The 16,423-nt window shown below is 61.1% G+C and carries 21 protein-coding genes; 5 read left to right on the top strand and 16 right to left on the bottom strand.

All coding sequences use genetic code 11. The features are described from left to right. Window positions 1-283: 283 nt before the first annotated feature. From ACTJI6_RS02935 to ACTJI6_RS02910, 6 genes are all read right to left on the bottom strand, one after another. Window positions 284-694: a hypothetical protein gene (locus tag ACTJI6_RS02935; RefSeq protein WP_440797689.1), complete on the bottom strand. Its 411-nt coding sequence runs from the start codon at window positions 692-694 to the stop codon at window positions 284-286. Then, on the bottom strand, window positions 691-1,056 hold the full coding sequence (locus tag ACTJI6_RS02930; RefSeq protein ID WP_440797687.1) for a hypothetical protein: 366 nt from the start codon (window positions 1,054-1,056) through the stop codon (window positions 691-693). Before ACTJI6_RS02930 ends, ACTJI6_RS02935 begins: the two co-directional genes overlap by 4 nt. A gap of 1 nt (window position 1,057) precedes the next feature. Further along, window positions 1,058-1,774 carry a peptidoglycan recognition protein family protein gene (locus ACTJI6_RS02925; RefSeq protein WP_440797685.1) on the bottom strand — a complete coding sequence of 239 codons (717 nt, stop codon included), beginning with the start codon at window positions 1,772-1,774 and terminating at the stop codon, window positions 1,058-1,060. Window positions 1,775-2,390: 616 nt separating this feature from the next. Further along, complete coding sequence (locus ACTJI6_RS02920) at window positions 2,391-2,783, bottom strand: hypothetical protein (protein WP_440797683.1); 393 nt, start codon at window positions 2,781-2,783, stop codon at window positions 2,391-2,393. Then, complete coding sequence (locus ACTJI6_RS02915) at window positions 2,771-2,950, bottom strand: hypothetical protein (protein ID WP_440797681.1); 180 nt, start codon at window positions 2,948-2,950, stop codon at window positions 2,771-2,773. The genes ACTJI6_RS02920 and ACTJI6_RS02915 overlap by 13 nt, the downstream gene beginning before the upstream one ends. Beyond that, window positions 2,947-3,201, bottom strand: a complete 255-nt coding sequence (locus ACTJI6_RS02910; RefSeq protein WP_440797679.1) for a hypothetical protein — start codon at window positions 3,199-3,201, stop codon at window positions 2,947-2,949. The genes ACTJI6_RS02915 and ACTJI6_RS02910 overlap by 4 nt, the downstream gene beginning before the upstream one ends. 353 nt (window positions 3,202-3,554) lie before the next feature. Between ACTJI6_RS02910 and ACTJI6_RS02905 the strand changes: the two genes are divergently transcribed. Beyond that, the gene (locus ACTJI6_RS02905; protein WP_440797677.1) at window positions 3,555-4,196 is read left to right on the top strand and encodes a VPLPA-CTERM sorting domain-containing protein; all 642 of its coding nucleotides are present in this window, start codon (window positions 3,555-3,557) and stop codon (window positions 4,194-4,196) included. On the opposite strand, the gene ACTJI6_RS02900 is transcribed toward ACTJI6_RS02905, so the two are convergent. From ACTJI6_RS02900 to ACTJI6_RS02875, 6 genes are all read right to left on the bottom strand, one after another. Then, window positions 4,189-6,576 (bottom strand): hypothetical protein, encoded by a 2,388-nt coding sequence (locus tag ACTJI6_RS02900; protein ID WP_440797675.1) that lies wholly within the window; start codon window positions 6,574-6,576, stop codon window positions 4,189-4,191. The two genes, ACTJI6_RS02905 and ACTJI6_RS02900, sit on opposite strands and share 8 nt — an antisense overlap. A 248-nt stretch (window positions 6,577-6,824) precedes the next feature. Next, window positions 6,825-9,068 carry a hypothetical protein gene (locus tag ACTJI6_RS02895; protein ID WP_440797673.1) on the bottom strand — a complete coding sequence of 748 codons (2,244 nt, stop codon included), beginning with the start codon at window positions 9,066-9,068 and terminating at the stop codon, window positions 6,825-6,827. A gap of 4 nt (window positions 9,069-9,072) precedes the next feature. After that, window positions 9,073-10,032 (bottom strand): phage late control D family protein, encoded by a 960-nt coding sequence (locus ACTJI6_RS02890; protein WP_440797671.1) that lies wholly within the window; start codon window positions 10,030-10,032, stop codon window positions 9,073-9,075. 27 nt (window positions 10,033-10,059) lie between these two features. Then, window positions 10,060-10,269 carry a tail protein X gene (locus tag ACTJI6_RS02885; RefSeq protein ID WP_440797669.1) on the bottom strand — a complete coding sequence of 70 codons (210 nt, stop codon included), beginning with the start codon at window positions 10,267-10,269 and terminating at the stop codon, window positions 10,060-10,062. After that, the gene (locus ACTJI6_RS02880; RefSeq protein WP_440797667.1) at window positions 10,266-10,709 is read right to left on the bottom strand and encodes a phage tail protein; all 444 of its coding nucleotides are present in this window, start codon (window positions 10,707-10,709) and stop codon (window positions 10,266-10,268) included. Before ACTJI6_RS02880 ends, ACTJI6_RS02885 begins: the two co-directional genes overlap by 4 nt. Then, complete coding sequence (locus ACTJI6_RS02875; protein WP_440797665.1) at window positions 10,709-13,180, bottom strand: phage tail tape measure protein; 2,472 nt, start codon at window positions 13,178-13,180, stop codon at window positions 10,709-10,711. Before ACTJI6_RS02875 ends, ACTJI6_RS02880 begins: the two co-directional genes overlap by 1 nt. Window positions 13,181-13,261: 81 nt before the next feature. Here ACTJI6_RS02875 and ACTJI6_RS02870 point away from each other — a divergent pair, with 81 nt between their 5' ends. Beyond that, window positions 13,262-13,906, top strand: coding sequence for a hypothetical protein (locus ACTJI6_RS02870; RefSeq protein WP_440797663.1), 645 nt, complete (start codon window positions 13,262-13,264; stop codon window positions 13,904-13,906). Window positions 13,907-13,960: 54 nt separating this feature from the next. Here the strand turns inward: ACTJI6_RS02870 and ACTJI6_RS02865 are convergent, their stop codons facing one another. The 4 genes from ACTJI6_RS02865 to ACTJI6_RS02850 form a co-directional block, all read right to left on the bottom strand. Continuing rightward, a complete protein-coding gene (locus tag ACTJI6_RS02865) occupies window positions 13,961-14,350 on the bottom strand; it encodes a hypothetical protein (RefSeq protein ID WP_440797661.1) in 390 nt (129 codons plus the stop codon). A 72-nt stretch (window positions 14,351-14,422) separates the two neighbouring features. Further along, window positions 14,423-14,719 carry a hypothetical protein gene (locus ACTJI6_RS02860; RefSeq protein WP_440797659.1) on the bottom strand — a complete coding sequence of 99 codons (297 nt, stop codon included), beginning with the start codon at window positions 14,717-14,719 and terminating at the stop codon, window positions 14,423-14,425. Continuing rightward, the gene (locus ACTJI6_RS02855; protein ID WP_440797657.1) at window positions 14,716-15,306 is read right to left on the bottom strand and encodes a BRO-N domain-containing protein; all 591 of its coding nucleotides are present in this window, start codon (window positions 15,304-15,306) and stop codon (window positions 14,716-14,718) included. Before ACTJI6_RS02855 ends, ACTJI6_RS02860 begins: the two co-directional genes overlap by 4 nt. A 25-nt stretch (window positions 15,307-15,331) precedes the next feature. Continuing rightward, a complete protein-coding gene (locus ACTJI6_RS02850) occupies window positions 15,332-15,577 on the bottom strand; it encodes a hypothetical protein (RefSeq protein ID WP_440797655.1) in 246 nt (81 codons plus the stop codon). Window positions 15,578-15,665: 88 nt separating this feature from the next. Here ACTJI6_RS02850 and ACTJI6_RS02845 point away from each other — a divergent pair, with 88 nt between their 5' ends. Genes ACTJI6_RS02845 through ACTJI6_RS02835 form a run of 3 tightly spaced genes read left to right on the top strand, consistent with a single transcriptional unit; the run spans window position 15,666 to window position 16,402 of the window. Then, entirely contained in the window at window positions 15,666-16,064 is a 399-nt protein-coding gene (locus ACTJI6_RS02845) for an Arc family DNA-binding protein (RefSeq protein WP_440797653.1), read from the top strand. An 8-nt stretch (window positions 16,065-16,072) separates the two neighbouring features. Further along, window positions 16,073-16,276 (top strand): hypothetical protein, encoded by a 204-nt coding sequence (locus tag ACTJI6_RS02840; RefSeq protein ID WP_440797651.1) that lies wholly within the window; start codon window positions 16,073-16,075, stop codon window positions 16,274-16,276. Between the two features lie 3 nt (window positions 16,277-16,279). Next, window positions 16,280-16,402 (top strand): hypothetical protein, encoded by a 123-nt coding sequence (locus tag ACTJI6_RS02835; protein WP_440797649.1) that lies wholly within the window; start codon window positions 16,280-16,282, stop codon window positions 16,400-16,402. Window positions 16,403-16,423 lie beyond the last annotated feature (21 nt).

Genomic DNA, 16,423 nt, shown 5'->3' with positions numbered 1-16,423 from the left:
CACCTGATGGACCGCCACGCCCCGCACGTCCGTCTCCCAAGTCATCTGCGGCGGATGCAGCACCGGCACCGATATGGAGGAAACACCTATCGGTCGCTGGCCGCATTTCCCACACCGAAATCGCCGCAGCATCTCATCGCGGTGCAGCCACCGAGACGTGCCCACCATTCCCCTGTAGCCGCACCCGCAGTAGATATGAGAGAAAGTGGCTTGCTCCATCCCGACAGTGGAACGGAAAGGGAACGATTCGGCAAGAGCCGCCGGTGATAGCGCGGGCGAAGTCTCACGCGGTCATCGGCGAAAACTCCGACTCATGCCAGCGGCGCTGCCACATGACCCCATCGCGCCACTGGAAAAACCCCGGCTCCTGCACCTTCGGCCCCAGCACCTCATAGAGCGTCAGGCACTCGCCTTCCGGTAGGTGAACGATCCGATGCACATGGTCATGGGGGATACTGACCACATCGCCTGGCTGATGCTGCCGCAATTCAACCCGCCCGTCAGGATGCAGCACCTCCTCGTCATACCCCCCGTGCAAGATATAGCTGCGGCAGTCGAAGGGATGGCTGTGGTGAGAGCCAGTATCCTCGCCGGTGAAGCGATGCAGCACAAGCGCGTTGCCGGTGCTTCCGGGCCCTAAGTGCCATTTCATGAGCGCCTCGGACATGCGCTCGGGTGTGATGGTCAGCATCATCGGCCAGCCTTGATCGCCTTGCCAATCGCCTTGCCTGCCTCGACTGCTGCCTTTTCCAACTTGGACTGCGCCAAGTTCTCAATGACCACGGCGGGCGGGCTGAGTTTGTCCAGAGCATCCGGCACGCTTCGCTTGGCGTAGTCGAGGATCAGCGAGATAGCTGCCTGTCCGGTCAGGTTCCGGCCGATTGCCAGCCGCGCCGCCGTCATCAGCGCCTCGTGCAGCGCATCCCGGTGCTTGGCCTCGATATCCAGACCCCATTTCTGGCGGGCCTTGGACGCTGCCCAGCCGATGATGGCGGTCAGGATCAGCCCGAGGATTTCGAGCAGGTGGGGAGTCGCGGCGGTGATGATGGTCTGCATGTCAGTTCTCCAGGTTAAGTGCCGCCCATGTCGCCCTTCCGACGATCCCATCCGGCAGCAGTTCGTGTTTCCGTTGGAATGCGACCACCGCCGTCTCTGTGGCGGGGCCGAAGATGCCGTCAGCCGCCAAGCCGAGCGCGCGCTGTGCCATGGCAACTGCCTCGCCCTTGCTGCCCCGGCGGATGACCGGCATCGGCCCGCGCGGGGCCTGCGGCTCCACATCGCCGAGGGCCGCGCTGATCCGGTCGCGCAGCATGTCCCCGATCCTGACCGGATCGCGGCTGTCCAGGATGCCGAAGGGGTCGTAGTCGAAATCCCATTTCCCCGCCTGGGCGATGCCAAGCGTTGTCTGGACCTCCGCGTGAGACAGGACCGTGCGCCGGTCCACGGGGATGCTGTAGGCCCGGCAGAGGCGGGCGACCTCGGCAATCATCGCCTCCACCTGAACAGGTGTCGGGAATGCTTTGCAGGCGCGGGGATCGTGCCATTGGGCATTCGCCATGCAGGCCATGCTGACGCCGATGCTGCCTGTGTTCAGGCCGCGCGTATGGGCGGCATAGCGGCCCGCCGTAAGTTGCCTGCCGGGCGCGTTGGCGCTGATAGGGTGCAGGCCAGCCTGGACTTCTCCGTCGCCGTCCACCAGCCGGTGGTAGTGCTGTTTGTCGAAGGCAGTGGGTTTCAACCCCCCTGCTGTGTGATGCAGGACGATCCGTTGCATGATGGCTCCACGAAAAAGCCCGCCGGTCAGGGCGGGCGAATGGCTGTCCAAAAGGACAAGATGACGCGCACGTCAGAGTAGATTTGATACCCCTCAACAGCCGGGCGGCGTGTGTGATTGGTTAACGAGTTGAGCCGCCCGGTTGTTTATCAGCGTCGTGCGAGCATCCTGCGCGTGATGGCAGTCTGCTAACCAAATATTAGGGATCAGGTGCGAGTCTGATGGTGACTTCTGTCCAATAAACTCATCAACTTGCTGACAAACCTGATACCGATTTTGAAACCGATCATCGCAGCCGCATTCCTCGCAGCCAGTTGGGCGGCTGCGGGGTGGTTCATCGCCCGGCCTGTCGCGACGGGACTGTTCGGGCTGCTGCCCTAATACCCTGCCGATGGGCCTGTCCTACCGGTCACTGGCCGAGGCTCATAGACCTGCAACGCCCGCCACCTGCGCCAGACGCTTTCGCAGTGTCCGGGGTCGCGGAACGCCAGCCCCATCAGCCGCAGGAATGCCGTGCGCCACAGGCTCGGAGGGCGGGCATAGACCCTGGCGCACAGGGGCATACCGCGTCGGCCGCAGAGCGCCCTATTGATCCAGCAGGACACCTGCCAATGGGTCAGCGCCACGGCAGCAGCCTGATCTTCGTGGGGTGCAGCCAGGCTTTCCAGAGGGGCCACAGATGCCGCTCATCTTCCGGGATCAGCATCTGGCGGCATTTCAGGGCGCAGTAGAACGCCGCCATCTTCATCAGGCTGAACAGGATGTTGATGTAGCGGCCGACATGCTCTGTCCACCACGCAGCCGCTTCGGGTGCCCAGAGCCGCAGCAAGGGCATGGACACGTCCCACCACAGGCCCCGCGCGATAATCGCCCCCGCCAGGATCGCGAAGCCCATCGCAAACCACCATGTCGCCGATTTCAGTTCCCGGAAGCTGGCCCGGAAAGCCCAGATCACGGCCAGGTAGCCGATGGTGTTGATGATGGCGAGCGCGCCGATTACCTGTGCCATGCGGTGGTGTCCTTCTGCAATTCGGCGACGAGCCGCTCCAGGACGATCACCTTCGCCCGGACTTGCCGCTCCCCCTTCTGAAATTCTTCCTGGTGCTGCCGCTTGAGTTCGTCGGCCTGCGCGGCGCGGCGGCTGCACCCGAGCAGTTGACGGATGAGACCCATCATTTCCGCCCCCTCATCTCGCGCACCGCCTCTCGCACCGGCTCCGCCAGCGCGCCGAGAGCAAGGTTGGTCTGTTCCAGCAGCTTCCGGGCCTCGGCACCCATCTCGCGCATGTCCTGCACACGCTGATCGTGCAGTTGGTTGATGCGACGAAACAGGACGATGGCGACAATAGACAGGGCGACGACCGCGAAGGCCAGAACCGTGACGACGCTGCCGTTTGCCAGCTTCTCGGCGACTTCAACCGGGTCCATTCGCGCACCCGCAGTTCGGATCATCCTGCATAAATCTTTTCCTGCTATTTGCTTGATTGACCGGTCAAATCAGCCGGTGCGGGAACTGTCACACACAGTTTCACCGAGACGCCGCACCGCAGCATTGGTTAACGTCTCCATGTCGCGACGGGTGTTTGTTACCAGTGCCCCTACACACCTCGGCCTGTCGCGACACTTCCTGCCGACGATCACGCGACCTGGTGCAGCATCCTGTTCCGGATCGGTTTTCACCCACACGTTGCAGCGGCACCCGCGCTTTCCCCGAGACTCAAGCGCGCTGCGATGATCCGATGGTCACGCGACGGTGATGATTCGCGATTTAGGAGGTTGCATTGGGTATCAGGGCATTGTGCGCGGCGGCTGCCGTGGTGGTCGGGGTGGGGTCGGCGGCAGAGGCGGCGACGACTGTCAGCTATGACCTGTGGTTGCGATATGAAGGCACTGCGTTCACAAGCGCCTTTCACGAAACCACCGGCGATCCCGACACAACTGTCACGGGGGATTTCGCCGCCGACGACATGCTGCCCGGCATGAAAAGCTATCTGTTTGGCGCAATACCTGTCGGTGAGGTGATCCATTTTGTCGCGACCATGGTTCACCCTGACCAGCCCGTCGAAGACGATCCTTATTACGGGAACGGCGGCCGCACGCCGGTTTGCCAGTTCGGCGTCTGGGACTGCACCAAAACCAATTACATCGACCCGACCAAGTTCCTCTTTTCCTGGGACGACAAGTGGCAGGTAGCTGGCGGCGTCGAAACCGGGTCAACATTAATGGTCGAACTTTGGTCCACTTCGCTCCCTTTCCCGATGTATTCCGATGACGGCCGATACAGCTACGGCTATGACTACGAATACTCTTATTTCACGGTCGTCGCGGACCCCGCCCCTGTTCCCTTGCCCGCCACTGCGGCCCTCTTGCCACTGGGGATCGGCGCCCTCGCGCTGATGCGAAGGCGCCGCCGCGTTAGCTGACGGTCAGCACCAGCTTGCCGCCTGTGACCGTCACCCCTGCGGGCAGGGATGCCCCGTTGTTCGTGACAGTGATGCCCGACCCGGTCAGATCATAAGTGCCCGCAGTCAGGCCAGTCGTGTCCACCTCGACAATTGATCCAGCCGCCAGGACCAGCGACACGGTGACGGAGGGATCGGTCTCGCCGTCACCCAAGGCGCCCGACCGGAACCGCTCCAATTTGGACATCCGCGCGCCATAGGCGCCTGCATAATTCCGCAGCCGCAGCGTGCCGCCGCTGGCGATGGTCAGGGTCGCGGTCCCCGTGCCGTCCCATCCGACGGCGCCCTGGGCGCCACAGCGGATGTCCAGAACCTTGCCCGAGGCGATGGTATGGTTCGGCCCGAGAAGCACTTCGGGATACTGGCCGTCCACCGTCAGGTTGTGACCCGACGCGCCGCCGGTCCAGGCGATCCGCCCGCTTTCAGCGATATAGCTGCCGACAGCGGTCTGCGCGCCGATCCAGATTTGCCCCGCGAGGATCGTCTTGACCTGGCTTAGGTTGGACAGACTCGCCGTTGTCAGCTTGCCCGACGACAGTTCCAGTGATCCGCCCTGTCCGTCTACCGCCGCCATGCTGACCGTCAACTCGCCGAAGCGCACCGCCACCCCGCGCAGTTCGGCGCTGTCGCCGTCGATGGTCCCTGCCGTATCGTGGGTGGACCAGTTCGCCCGTTCCGCCCACAGGACGCCCGAGCAGCGAGGATCCGGCTTGAACACGCAGGTTGAGGCGTTGACGCGCCTGGGGATGTGCAGGCCCCAAGGGGTGCGGAAATATTCCAGAACCGCTGCCAGGCGGTCCTGCAACTGGGCCGGGGTCAGCGTTCGCAGCCACAGGCAATATTGCTCGATGGTCGCGCTCGATACACCCATGGCCGCCGCGGCGTGGCGCTGGATCGTGATCGCGTCCAGGGTCACGGCAGACACGCCGAACTGGGCAGCATTGTTCTGGGGACCGTACCAGTTATGGATGCGCAGCCCGCTCCGGTCGTGCCCGTTTGTTTCGACCTTGAATGCGGGTTCGCCACTTGGCGGTTTGGCTGCAATTTCAGTGGCGTTGTTGGGGTCCGCGCGGTGCATCAGGATCGAGTTGAAGATCGAGCCGTCGAAGCTCGCCCACATGTCGATACCCCAATCCAACCCTCCCTCAATCGCCGCTGACCGTTTGTATGCCGCCGAGGTCGCGACCAAGCCCATGACCAATGGATAGTTGCCCGAGCCGGAAACATCGATGACACCGTTCACCTTGCTCCGACCCAGGCTGTTCATCACCACGTTCTGATCCAGCAGAAGGGTGTCTTCAAGCGTCCCGCCGCCCCGCATCTGTACACCCAGAGACGAGGATCTTGTGAACATAGATCGACGGATAGACACGCTATGAAAATCGTTTTGCAGATAGGCACCATGGGATTTTTGGTTGTGCGGCATCGGGAATTGGGTGCTGTCGCTATTCGGATTGTAGCCGTCGCGCCAGCCAGCCTGCTCTACAAAGGTTTCCAGGACCAGCAACGATTTAAGAGCAGAGCCATAGATGCCGACCACATGCGATGACGGGGAAGACCAGACCGTTGCACCAGGGATCGGTTCTGTCGAGGCGTTGATGGATTTGCATCTATACAGTGTCCGATGCCCCCCTCCCTCAAAGGAGAAGGTTCCCGAGGCGCCCGAAGCGACGGGGCCACGCGCCTCGACATGGCTAAGGATCACTTCGAATGGTGAAACAAAGCGCACCAGATCGACATCCACATCCTGGAACGCAAACCAGTTTGCATTGGTGGTGTTCTGGAAACTAGCAACCATACGGTCGATTACCGGGGCAGCGCCAACGCCATAGGACGAAACGAGAATAGGGTGCAGCGGGCCTTCCCCAGACGCTGCGCGCGAGATGTAGTTCATCCCGTTGCTCCAGGCGCCGTCCCGATAGTTGTAGCCGCGTTCCAAGAACAGTTGATCGCCCTTGAACGAGTTCGTCCCGCTGATGTTGTTGGTCGCAGCACCCCAGACCGCGAAACCGGTGTCCATCTCCAACGGTTTGTCGGCGGATCGACCGTAGATCGTGCTGGCGATGATCCACGCATCGGTGATCGTCGCCAGGGGCAAGCCGGTTTCCGTGGCGATGTCCTGCTTGGTGTAGCCACCCTTTCCGCTGGGGTCGTTCCGAGGACGCTTGGTCACATAGAACTTCCGGCCCTTGCGACCCAGTTCGAACTTGATCCGGCCTGTGGCCTTGTCGATGGGCAGCATCCAGTGCCGTCCGTCCGCAAATCCGGCCTTCTGGCGACGGGGCAGAACCTCCATCACCACCGGGTCGCCAGCGGGCGTCAGTCCGTCGATCCGGGCCACGTCTTCCGGCAGGTCGTTGAGGTTGAGATACGATCCTCCGTCATCGCGGGCGGACAGCAGCCCATTCGTCACGCTTGCGAGGGTGACGGGCAAGGCGTCCATCTTGCCAGCCCGGACGGTCAGGGACTGCGGGGGTTCCGGTTCATCCCCCCACGCATCGACCGAGACAGCACCGCCAGTCATCCCGGCACCCGGCGTAACCTGGAAGGGTGCCCCATCAAGCAGCGCGCTGTGAAAATACATGGGCATCAGACGATCTCCGTGACTTTGCGGACGATGTGGGTGGCGCGGGTCAGGACTGCGCCCTGGGAGGTGACGGACAGGGTGCGGGGGCTGGTATCGCCGGGCGCGACTGTCGCGACGCCGATGTAGAGGTTGGTCCTGACAGCATCGCCTTTGCTCGGCGCACCGGCAAAATCCACCACCTCGGTATGCCCGACAGGGCTACCCCACCATCCGCCCGAGGCGGCTCCGCCATTGGACCCGATTGTGAAGATGATCCGGTCCCCAGGAGCGGTCGCCACCGTGGTGGAAAGGACAGCCCCGGCGCCGGGGCTGATATTGCCGAAGGTCGGCGTGCCCGAAATCATGCGGATCGCCCTGAAAGCATGGCACCCCGCGATCAGGGCGGACGGCTTGTCCAGGGTGATGACCACATCGCCGGTCGTGCCGCTGGGGACCGCTGCCCGCCACAAGCCGGTGCGGAGCCGGGGTTCGTTGCCGTTGGCTTGGGCCGCCCGCTGCGTCGCGGCCACGCCCCCGATGCTGACCCCGGTGATGACGGCGGTGCCGTCGGTGATGAGATAGGCGTTGAGGTCAAGCTCGATGTAGCGATCCGCACTGGCCGCGCCCAGCGGCACGGCAGCAATCGTGTGCTGGGTCTGGGACGCGGTATTGTAGACCGACCCCGTGCCCGCCGAGGTGTAAGAGGCGGGCTGTGGCGCGGAGACAGTGATACCGTTGCTGGGCACCGGATCAGATGCCCCCTCCGCGTCCGTGGCGATCTCGCGATAGGTCATGACTGCGCCATCATCGGCGGGGCCGACATTATAGGTCAGCGAGGTCGCGTCCGTTTCGACGCCCCCTCGATACCATTCCCCGAGGATGGTCGCGGTGCTGTGCAGCGATCCCCAAAGGCCGGGGAGAGCGGTCAGGACCGACCCGGCGGCGCTGATGACAGGGGCGATCAGGCACACAGGACCGTCGCCAAGGTCAGCAGGGTTTGCCACAGTGACAGCTGCCCCGCCATAGGTCGGATGCTGGCCGATGCCGAAGCCGAAGGGATCCGACTGCGGCGTGACGCCAGAGAGGATGACCTTGTTGTCGGCGGTCTTGGCGGCGGATGGGACGGCGGGGGCGACTTCGAAGGTGGCGCTATATGCCGTATAGCCCGCCTTGGTCGCGCCGATGGTGACGATGCCGCTGGCCGGTGCAGTGCCAGTGCGCGTGGTGCCGGTGCCGGTCAGGGTGACGCTGCTGGTCACTTCGTCCGGGGCGGCGTTGAAGTTGACGGTGAAGGGCTGGCCCGCCACCAGCGGGTCGGGGGTGATGGTGGCTTGGAGGGTGGGCTGGGGTTGTGCGACGACAAACAAGAATGTGTCGCTAACCGTCTGCCCCGTGCTGTTGGTGGCAGTAATGGTCATTTCCAGGCTGCGCTCGGTCGCGGCGGACAGCAACAAGCTTCGCCCGCTAATGGAGCCGCCCTGGCCTGTCGGGCTGATAGAATAGGACGCCGCTCCACTGAAATAATCATCCAACAGGATCATGATATTGGCATCACTGACGACGAGGGATCTGTCGGGCAGTGGGGAATTCAGTATCGGCGCCTGAGCGTTAATCCTTAATCTGAAAGTTACGGGATCGGACTGACCTCCAGCGTTGACACCTCTCACAAAAAACGTTGTCTCGGCTAACGTGGCGAACGTGCTGAATTCCAGATTGTAGCCGTTGATGACCGCTTGTGCGATGGAGGGGTTGATTACATAGCTGGTGGCGTTTTCGAATTTCGTGCGCAAGTCGGTCGCCGGAACGCTCTGGTCGATGGTATAAATTCGATCCGCGATACTCCCAATCACCGTGGGCGGATCGATAGGCTCAGCATCTTCTCCAAATTCCGGCCCAATAATTTCAGTGCCATCGGACAGCAGAGCCACAAGCGCACCATCGCGATTGATCAACGAAATCAGTCTTGGCGCACCTTCAACCGCCTCTAGTCGTGCTTTGACATCGGTATCATCATAGGCAGCGGGTATTGTCGCGGCTTTGCCCTCCACTACCACAAGTCGGTCTGTAATCTCGGCCAATCGGGGGGCCACTTGCAGGTCATTAAGCACCTGCATAGCAGCTGCGATTTGCGGCTCCAGCCCATTGGCAACCGACGCTGTATTTGCAGCAGCCATAGCCCTTTCGGCAGCCTTTGTGATGCTGACCAGCAATGAGATAAGCGAAGTCGGCAGGCCAGCGGCCCGCAGCAGTTTTTCATCCAATGCCATGAGGTTAGTCCTTTATCGACCCGGTGATATCGGTCGTGTAGCCGCCAGATTTACTGTATCGGTGGATGGCTTCTTCGATCAGGAGAGGCACGCCATCCACGCCGGGACGGACGCCTAAAAACTGGCAGGGCGCTCCTGCGCGAACTGTGGGGTCGCCAAGCAGGGAAGCAGTGAATTCCAGTTTTTTCCGTCCCAGCGATCCGGCCTTTGCCTTGGCTGCGGCCTTGGCCTCATCCTGATTGGCAAAGGGCTGGCCGATCTCGAATTCCGCGTCCGAGTCCTTGTCGCCCTGGACTGTCACGCTTCTCTTTCGGCCCGTGGTCCGGTCCATCCAGCTTGCCTTGACCGTACGATAGACAGACCGGGTGGAGAAGGTGATCCGGCATGATCCCGTCACCAGCTTTGCAGGCGTAATGACCAGCCCTGTCAGCGCCTTGCCCGATGCTGATTGCCCTGCCCCGCGCTTGGCAAAGACCAGACGCCCGCCCTTGATCGAGAATAAGGCCCCGTGCCGTTCGGCCAGTCGCTCCAGGAAGGCCGCATTGCTTTCGGCAATCTGCCCGAGCCAGTCGTAGTGGAAGCCGCCCAGAGCCGCATCCACGACCGGCTGCACACCGATCTCACCGGCAATATCGGCAATCACATCGGAAAGGCTGACCTGATCCCAGTGCCGCCGCCGCATTTCCTTGACCGGCCCGCCCATCTCGGCTGCCTTGCCGTGGATGGTGATGGCATAGGGAAGGCACTCGACTTCGATTTCCTCGGCCACATAGCTGCCCATTTGAATGAGGTTGCCTTCATAGCCCATGGACACTTCGATCCGTGCGCCGGGCTGCGGCATTTCAGCAGGCGGATTGTCGTCCAGCCGCAGCCGCACCCCATCCGACGAAACCCCATCCCTATCGGTGATCTCGCATTCCGAGAGACGGCGCAGAAAATCCCCGGTGACGGCCTTGCCGTTCACGGTCACAACACATTGCGGCTTCATCGGTCAGTCCCAGAGCCGGATGACAGGATCGCTCTGCACAGCCGCCACAACCTCGGGCAGCACGATCACCACCCCGGCCGGAAGGATCGCGCCCATCGCGGCGAGGCCCCGGTTGGCGTCATAGACCGCCTCGGCAAAGCCGCTCTCATCGCCGTAGTGACGGCGGCAGATCAGATCTACGGTTTCGCCCGCGATGCTGACTACGGTTGTCATAGCAACTGCAGCACGGTTCCGACTGCGGCGGTCATCAGGTTCATTTCCCCTTCATAGCCCCGCAAGTCGATGGTGTAGGCGTTCTTCATCGGGCGCCCGTTCTGGTCGATGAAGCCGTGGTCCTCTGAGATACGCTCTACCACAAAGACACCGAATGCATTGAAGGGCGCACCGCCCAGGCTGACCAGCGTGAGAGGCTGGCCCTGCTTTGCCGCCAGCTTGATCCCCTCAAGGGACCAGTCGCCGCCGAACTCATCGAACAGCGCGCCGCTGATAGTTTCCGTGCGCCCCCTGCCCCCGGTCCATTGCAGGCGGTCAAAGCCGCCGGCTACGGGGGTAGAGACCCAGCCCGTGTCCTGATCCCGGCGGCGGCCGTCGAACGAGAAGCCCCGTGCCTGGAACTGGAAGAAGCCCAGCGACATGACGACAGGACCGGCCATCAGTAAGGATCCGTGAATGTGCCGCGCAGTTCAGCCTGCACTTCTCGGCCGATTTCGCGGGAAATGTCGCGGGCGCTTGCGTTCGCTCCGCCTTGAACGACGATGTTGCCGAAGGTCACGTTGACTGGACGCGACCCGCCACCGGACTGGACCGGGCGCGGCATCGGCGCGGGCCGGATACGGCGTGACATTTCTGACAGCGCCTTGACCTTGTTCGCATGGGCCACCCAGCCAGCACGCGACGGATAGATGGCCTCTGGGCCTCGCTCACCCACAAGCGTGGGAACGCGGGCGCGCATATGACCACCCATGGCTTTGGCCTGCTCGAACGCTCCGGTCGCGGGATTGTAGGTGCCCAAGTCAGGCTGCCCGCTGCGACCGCCCGACAGGATACCCATCCATGTGCCGCCGATTGCTGCTTCCAGTTGGTCAGGGATCGACTTGGCCCATTCGATCAGTTCAGGCAGCTTCGCCTTCATGCCGTCCCAGAGAGATTGGATCATCTCACCGCCGAGGGTCAGAAGGCGTCCAGCGGTCTCGTAAACAGCGGCGGTGATGGCATCCAACTTTGCGATGATGTTGGTCGTTATCTGCGCGGCTCTCGCACTGATGTCAGCGACTTCCCCGTCCGTCAGAATTTCACGGGAAAATAGGCTGCCAGCGAAGCCCTTGACCGCCTCAACGGCTTTGCCCACTGCCGAGGCAATAGTATCCCACGTCTCGCCGAACCATTTTAAAACTGGCTCAAGCGGTTTCATCCATTCCCGAATTCTTTCCATTTCGGGCCGAAGCCGCTCTCCTATTGCAGACGCTACACCCGAGACGATGGCACTGATCCGATCCCAGAACTGCCAAGCCAATCCAACAGCAGTAACTGCCGCCGCAGCGGCGATCCAAACCGGTGCACTGATGGTCGCCATCACGACCCCGATAGCACCAATACCCTTGGCTACGGCGGTCAGTCCGGTCACGCCCGCTAAACCGCGCAACAGGGCACTAAGCCTCTCCATGCCTGATAGCTTCGCTGGATTGCTAACTTTTTGAAGCCCAACAGCGATGCTGCCAAAGACATCGGTCGCCCGCCTCGCTTCCAATGCCTGCAAGGATCGGCGGAGGGCGGCGACAGAGGCAACCGCGTCATAAACTGCGAACCCTGCCCGGCCAACGGTGTTCATGCCTCCTGCCAATAGGTTCAGCACACCAGCTTTGCCAGTCAGCCCGGCAAACCGCAGCGCCAGCAAAGCCACCCGCAGCCCCATAACAGCGCCGGTCACAGCGATGATCTTCGCGGTCAGTTTGCCGTTTTCTTCGGTCCACTTGCCCACAGCCAAAATAATGGGGGCCAGCCGGTCCAAGATTTCCTTCATGCCGGGCAGCAGCGACTGGCCGACGGTGATCCCCACATCGCGCAGTTGGTTTCTGAACCGCTGCAAGGCATATCTGCCGGTCTTAGACCGGATCGTGAATTCCTTCTGAACACTGCCCAAGTAATTTGTCTCGTCAGCAACGGCAGCCGTCGTCTCGCGAACCTTGTCCAGTTCACTCAGCAGCGGCATCAGCGCGCGGGCTTCGTCGCCGAACAGGTCGGACATGGTAGCGATGCGCTCGTGCTGATCCAAGGCATTGATCCGCTCAAGAACGCCTAGAAATTGACCCATGGCGTCGGTCGGCATAGCCTTCGCCACATCATCTGCATGCAGGCCCAGCTTTCGGAAAGCTGCGTCCTGACGCTTCGTGGCGCTTGGACCGCGCGTCAGCGCCTTCTGGGCATTGCGAAGCGACGTGGCAGCCACATCGGACTGCGCGCCCATGGCAATCATGCTTGACCCCAAGGCCAGCACTTGCTCGTTTGTAAATCCAGCGATCTTCCCATCAGCAGCTACACGGCGGGCAAACTCGATCAAGTCCGGGGCTTCCGATGCTGACGTATCGGCCAAGAAATTGACGGCATCTGCATATCGCGCCGTTTCATCAATCGTCATGCCTAGAGCCGACTTGATCTTGGCGAGCGACTCCCCCGCGTAATCACCCGACACCCCCCACGCGACCGCCGACTTTGCGACCTGACGTGTGAATTTCTCTAGATCTTGGTCGGCAATGCCTGACGCCGCAGCGGACTCAGCGAGTGCCGCCAGTTCCTCTACGGCCATCGGAATTTCTGTGCGCGCAAGATGGCGCAGCGAACCCTCAAATGCTTTGAGTTCATCGGCATTCATATCGGAGACCTTGCCGATATCGGCCATCTTGTCCTCAAGGTCCATCGCAGCCCTGATCGGCTGGGAAACGGCTAGGGCGAAACCAGCCATCTGCGCCGAGGCAACGGCCAACTTTCCACCGATCCGGTTGGCTTCGTCGTTCGCGGCCTTCGTTCGCGCATTCAGACGATCCATCTGCGCCTGAATGCCCCGTGCAGGAGCCGTCACGCGGTCCACAAGGGACAGGATCAGTTGAGACTGGAGGACTTTAGCCATGCGGCACCTCGATAGAACGGAATTTTTCAGGCACGGAAAGATCCGCTAGGCGAATCAAGCATCCACTGCCTACGGTTAGGCATGGAAGCATTCGCCGTAATCGGATTAGTGGTTTTCGTTATCTACCTTGTGCTTCGCACGAGGCGAGAGGAGCGTCCCCGACGATCACCTGCGGCTTTGGAGCGCGAGAGGCGTGAAGGCCCTAGCCGGGCCGATTTGTTTCCTGCCGCCAAACTGCCGCCTAGCGCGGCCCCGACGAAGCCAAAACGAACTATACCGGATCATCTGGTTTTCGCCGCCGAACTGATTGGGGAAGATTTTCACGCTCGGACCCGTGAACAAGTGGAGTCAATGTTTTCCGGCGCGCGGGAAGAATTGCCTCGCGTCAAGTCGCAAGGAAGAGCCGCGCTTCGCCTCGCGCATTCCTATGAAGAGTCTGCCAAAAAGGCAAAACCAGCGTCCCCGCCCGATCTGTCCGCTCTCAGAATTACCCTCGCCAAGATCGAATTCATGATTTCCGAGTGCGAACGCATTTTGGACAGCCTGTATTTTGAAAACGACGATGATAGCCGCTATCAGAAGCTTTTAGACGGACTTGAGGATGCGCATTCAGATATAGAAGGCGCAATCAGCGACATTGAGCAAACGACCAAAGACATCGCTTCGGGCGAATACGATGCATTCTGGGCGGAGAAGTCGAAGCCTGCAAAGAAGCCGCGCCGTTAATATGACCAACAGGGGCGATCACCCGCCCCTGCCACGACCCGAGGGCCGGTTTCGTTATGCCGCCATCAGCGAGCGGGCTTGCGCGCGGTATTCCAGGCGCACGTCAGTATCGATGTTGAACGCTCCGCAGTCGCTGGTGGCGAACAGAGCCAAGGCAACATCGGTCAGGTCGTGCTTCGGCGCGGCCCGCATCTGCCGCTCAACCGCCAGCTTGCGGTCGGTCGCGGCGTCTTGCTCTTCCTCAGGCCAGCCTTCGTTCCAGGCGCGGCGCTCTTCCTCGTCCAAGACCAGCCACTGACGGAACAAGGCTTGCACCGGCGTTTCAGTCTCAGCCAGCGCCGGAACCGCTGCCACGGCGGGCAGGACGGCGACGGCAGGGATGGCGGAAAGAAGACGGCGGCGGTTGATTTGCGCAGGCGCGCGATTAGATTTGGCAGAAGCCATGATCTGATCTCCCGTTTTCAGATTGAGGTTAGGCCTCCGGTCGCGCTCCACACGCGCCGGGGGCCGTTCAGTTTAGTGACGAGGTTGTTGAGCCGCCTGCTGTTGAAACATTTCCTCGGCCCGCTTGACCGCCCTTCTGTCAGAAAGCGCAATCAGTTCTTTCAGTCCGGGATATTGTGCGTCCAGAACGCCAATCGCGGCATTCATCCTGTCCGCAATGATCGCCGCGTCTTCTTCGACTTGGCGAATTGCTGCCTCATTCAGCCGGTCGCTTCCCGCTGCTGCCTGCCAGATCGTTTCCGACAGAAGCTGGATAACGCGGAAGGCATCCACGACCGTGTTCAGATCCGTGGATGAGAGTTCTCTCATGCCTCGTCTCCCGCTGACTTGATCTGCGAGTAGTCGAATAGGTTGATCTGTCGGGGATCAGGGTGCATCGCCGGCATGTCCGGCAGGTCGAGGTAGAACCACAGTTGCGCCGCAGCCTGATTGCCGAAGATCGGGCGGCAAGCGTTCACCATCCGGATCTTCATGCCCACGTCTGACGCTTCATCGATCTTCGGCGTCTCTGGCTTGGCAACACCGTAGGAGCCAGTCTTGCGGATCGCAGGCAGAACCTCGCCCGTCACCCACTTGCGAAACCGATGCTGCACGGTTCCAGGGGTAGTTGCACCGCGCGAACGCAGGATCAGGGTGTAGAGACCACCTTCGGAGACAATCAGAACCTCCTGATTGCCGCCAAGGGTATAACTTGAAGTGACACCCTTTTCATCTTCATCCAGCTTTTCGAGCGATTTGCTGACATTGCCGACGCCCAGAATGGCGCAGATGTCTTTAGCGATGAACCACGGATTGTCGTCCTGGTCCACAACCCGCACCAAATGCTCCTCCTCAAACAGGAAGGGCTGCACGGCGTTGATTTTTTCGCCACTCATGTTACGTTCATGGATAGTCATCTCGGTTCCTTTGTAACCGGTGTGATCAGACAGCGCCGCGCTCGAACGCGGCGTTTTCGTTCCCGGCAGCGGGGGCTTGGTCGCCAAACTCACCCCCCGCTGCCTCTTGTTGTTTCTCCTCACTCAAAGACCGACGCAGGCGGATGACAATCTCATCGCTAAGCGTCTGCTCGTGGATCGCCGCCATGATCCGCAAATCCCGCTTCATATCTGCGGGTAGGCGAACACTGGTCGGTTGTTGCAACTGCCTTTCTGTCATAGCCTCGCTCATAGAGTTACCGTAACCCTACATTACCGTCATACGATTGCAGGTCAAGAGAAAACATTACAGTAATGCGGTCAAAAGAGGGACAAGGCTGATGGCAACAGTTGGTAGAGGCGCAGAACAGTATACGGTTCGCTTTCCTGACGGTCTCCGCGACCGGATCAAGCTTGCTGCTGAAGCAAATGGTCGATCAATGAATGCAGAAATCGTTGCCACACTTGAGAAAGCCTTCCCGGCTCCTGAAGCAAGCTTCCGAGAAGAATTCTTCCGACTTATGGATCAGGACGCCGCTATCTGGGCTGTGATCGAGCCTCTTGTTCGTCGGCAGGAAACCTTGCCGCCGGGAGACGAGCGGGCTGCGATTGCAGAAGAATTGAAGGGCCTCTTCGCGCAATCCCAAGAGTTGAAGGCCCAGATAAGAGAGCTTCTCCTGAAAGCGGACGCGGACGAAACTAATCCCCGCTCCTCGGCATACCGCGCCAAGAAGAAGTAACCCTCCACATGCCCCTGATCCGCAACGAGCGCCTAAAGCTTGCCGCCAACTTCCTCAACGCCATCAGCATCGGCCTGATCGGCATCGCGATCTTGCGGCCGGTCATTGAGACCGGATCACCTTCCTACACGGCGCTTGCAGGCTGGACCGGGATCGGACTCGCAATTCACGGCGTTGCACAGTATATTCTAGGCTTCCTGCGGAAGGATTGAACCATGACTGCGTTCGACATAATCGTCCCTGCCGCCGCCCTGACCGTCGCTGTCGTCATAGCGTTGATCGTCAAGGCGACAGATAAGCCTGACGATCATAAGCATCACCGCCACCCTGCCGAGTGACCTAGCTCCCCTCCCCCTTCA

The sequence above is a fragment of the Paracoccus sp. 22332 genome, assembly GCF_052045125.1.
Lineage (GTDB): Bacteria > Pseudomonadota > Alphaproteobacteria > Rhodobacterales > Rhodobacteraceae > Paracoccus > Paracoccus haematequi_A.
This window is presented reverse-complemented; position numbering and strand designations above follow the sequence as displayed.

Coding starts and splice junctions, on each gene's coding strand:
- ACTJI6_RS02835 (WP_440797649.1), top strand. CDS start 16,280: ATGACTGCGTTCGACATAATCGTCCCTGCCGCCGCCCTGACCGTCGCT.
- ACTJI6_RS02920 (WP_440797683.1), bottom strand. CDS start 2,783: ATGGCACAGGTAATCGGCGCGCTCGCCATCATCAACACCATCGGCTAC.
- ACTJI6_RS02885 (WP_440797669.1), bottom strand. CDS start 10,269: ATGACAACCGTAGTCAGCATCGCGGGCGAAACCGTAGATCTGATCTGC.
- ACTJI6_RS02845 (WP_440797653.1), top strand. CDS start 15,666: ATGGCAACAGTTGGTAGAGGCGCAGAACAGTATACGGTTCGCTTTCCT.
- ACTJI6_RS02880 (WP_440797667.1), bottom strand. CDS start 10,709: ATGGCCGGTCCTGTCGTCATGTCGCTGGGCTTCTTCCAGTTCCAGGCA.
- ACTJI6_RS02935 (WP_440797689.1), bottom strand. CDS start 694: ATGATGCTGACCATCACACCCGAGCGCATGTCCGAGGCGCTCATGAAA.
- ACTJI6_RS02925 (WP_440797685.1), bottom strand. CDS start 1,774: ATGCAACGGATCGTCCTGCATCACACAGCAGGGGGGTTGAAACCCACT.
- ACTJI6_RS02895 (WP_440797673.1), bottom strand. CDS start 9,068: ATGGCATTGGATGAAAAACTGCTGCGGGCCGCTGGCCTGCCGACTTCG.
- ACTJI6_RS02910 (WP_440797679.1), bottom strand. CDS start 3,201: ATGGACCCGGTTGAAGTCGCCGAGAAGCTGGCAAACGGCAGCGTCGTC.
- ACTJI6_RS02865 (WP_440797661.1), bottom strand. CDS start 14,350: ATGGCTTCTGCCAAATCTAATCGCGCGCCTGCGCAAATCAACCGCCGC.
- ACTJI6_RS02915 (WP_440797681.1), bottom strand. CDS start 2,950: ATGATGGGTCTCATCCGTCAACTGCTCGGGTGCAGCCGCCGCGCCGCG.
- ACTJI6_RS02875 (WP_440797665.1), bottom strand. CDS start 13,180: ATGGCTAAAGTCCTCCAGTCTCAACTGATCCTGTCCCTTGTGGACCGC.
- ACTJI6_RS02860 (WP_440797659.1), bottom strand. CDS start 14,719: ATGAGAGAACTCTCATCCACGGATCTGAACACGGTCGTGGATGCCTTC.
- ACTJI6_RS02870 (WP_440797663.1), top strand. CDS start 13,262: ATGGAAGCATTCGCCGTAATCGGATTAGTGGTTTTCGTTATCTACCTT.
- ACTJI6_RS02850 (WP_440797655.1), bottom strand. CDS start 15,577: ATGAGCGAGGCTATGACAGAAAGGCAGTTGCAACAACCGACCAGTGTT.
- ACTJI6_RS02930 (WP_440797687.1), bottom strand. CDS start 1,056: ATGCAGACCATCATCACCGCCGCGACTCCCCACCTGCTCGAAATCCTC.
- ACTJI6_RS02840 (WP_440797651.1), top strand. CDS start 16,073: ATGCCCCTGATCCGCAACGAGCGCCTAAAGCTTGCCGCCAACTTCCTC.
- ACTJI6_RS02855 (WP_440797657.1), bottom strand. CDS start 15,306: ATGACTATCCATGAACGTAACATGAGTGGCGAAAAAATCAACGCCGTG.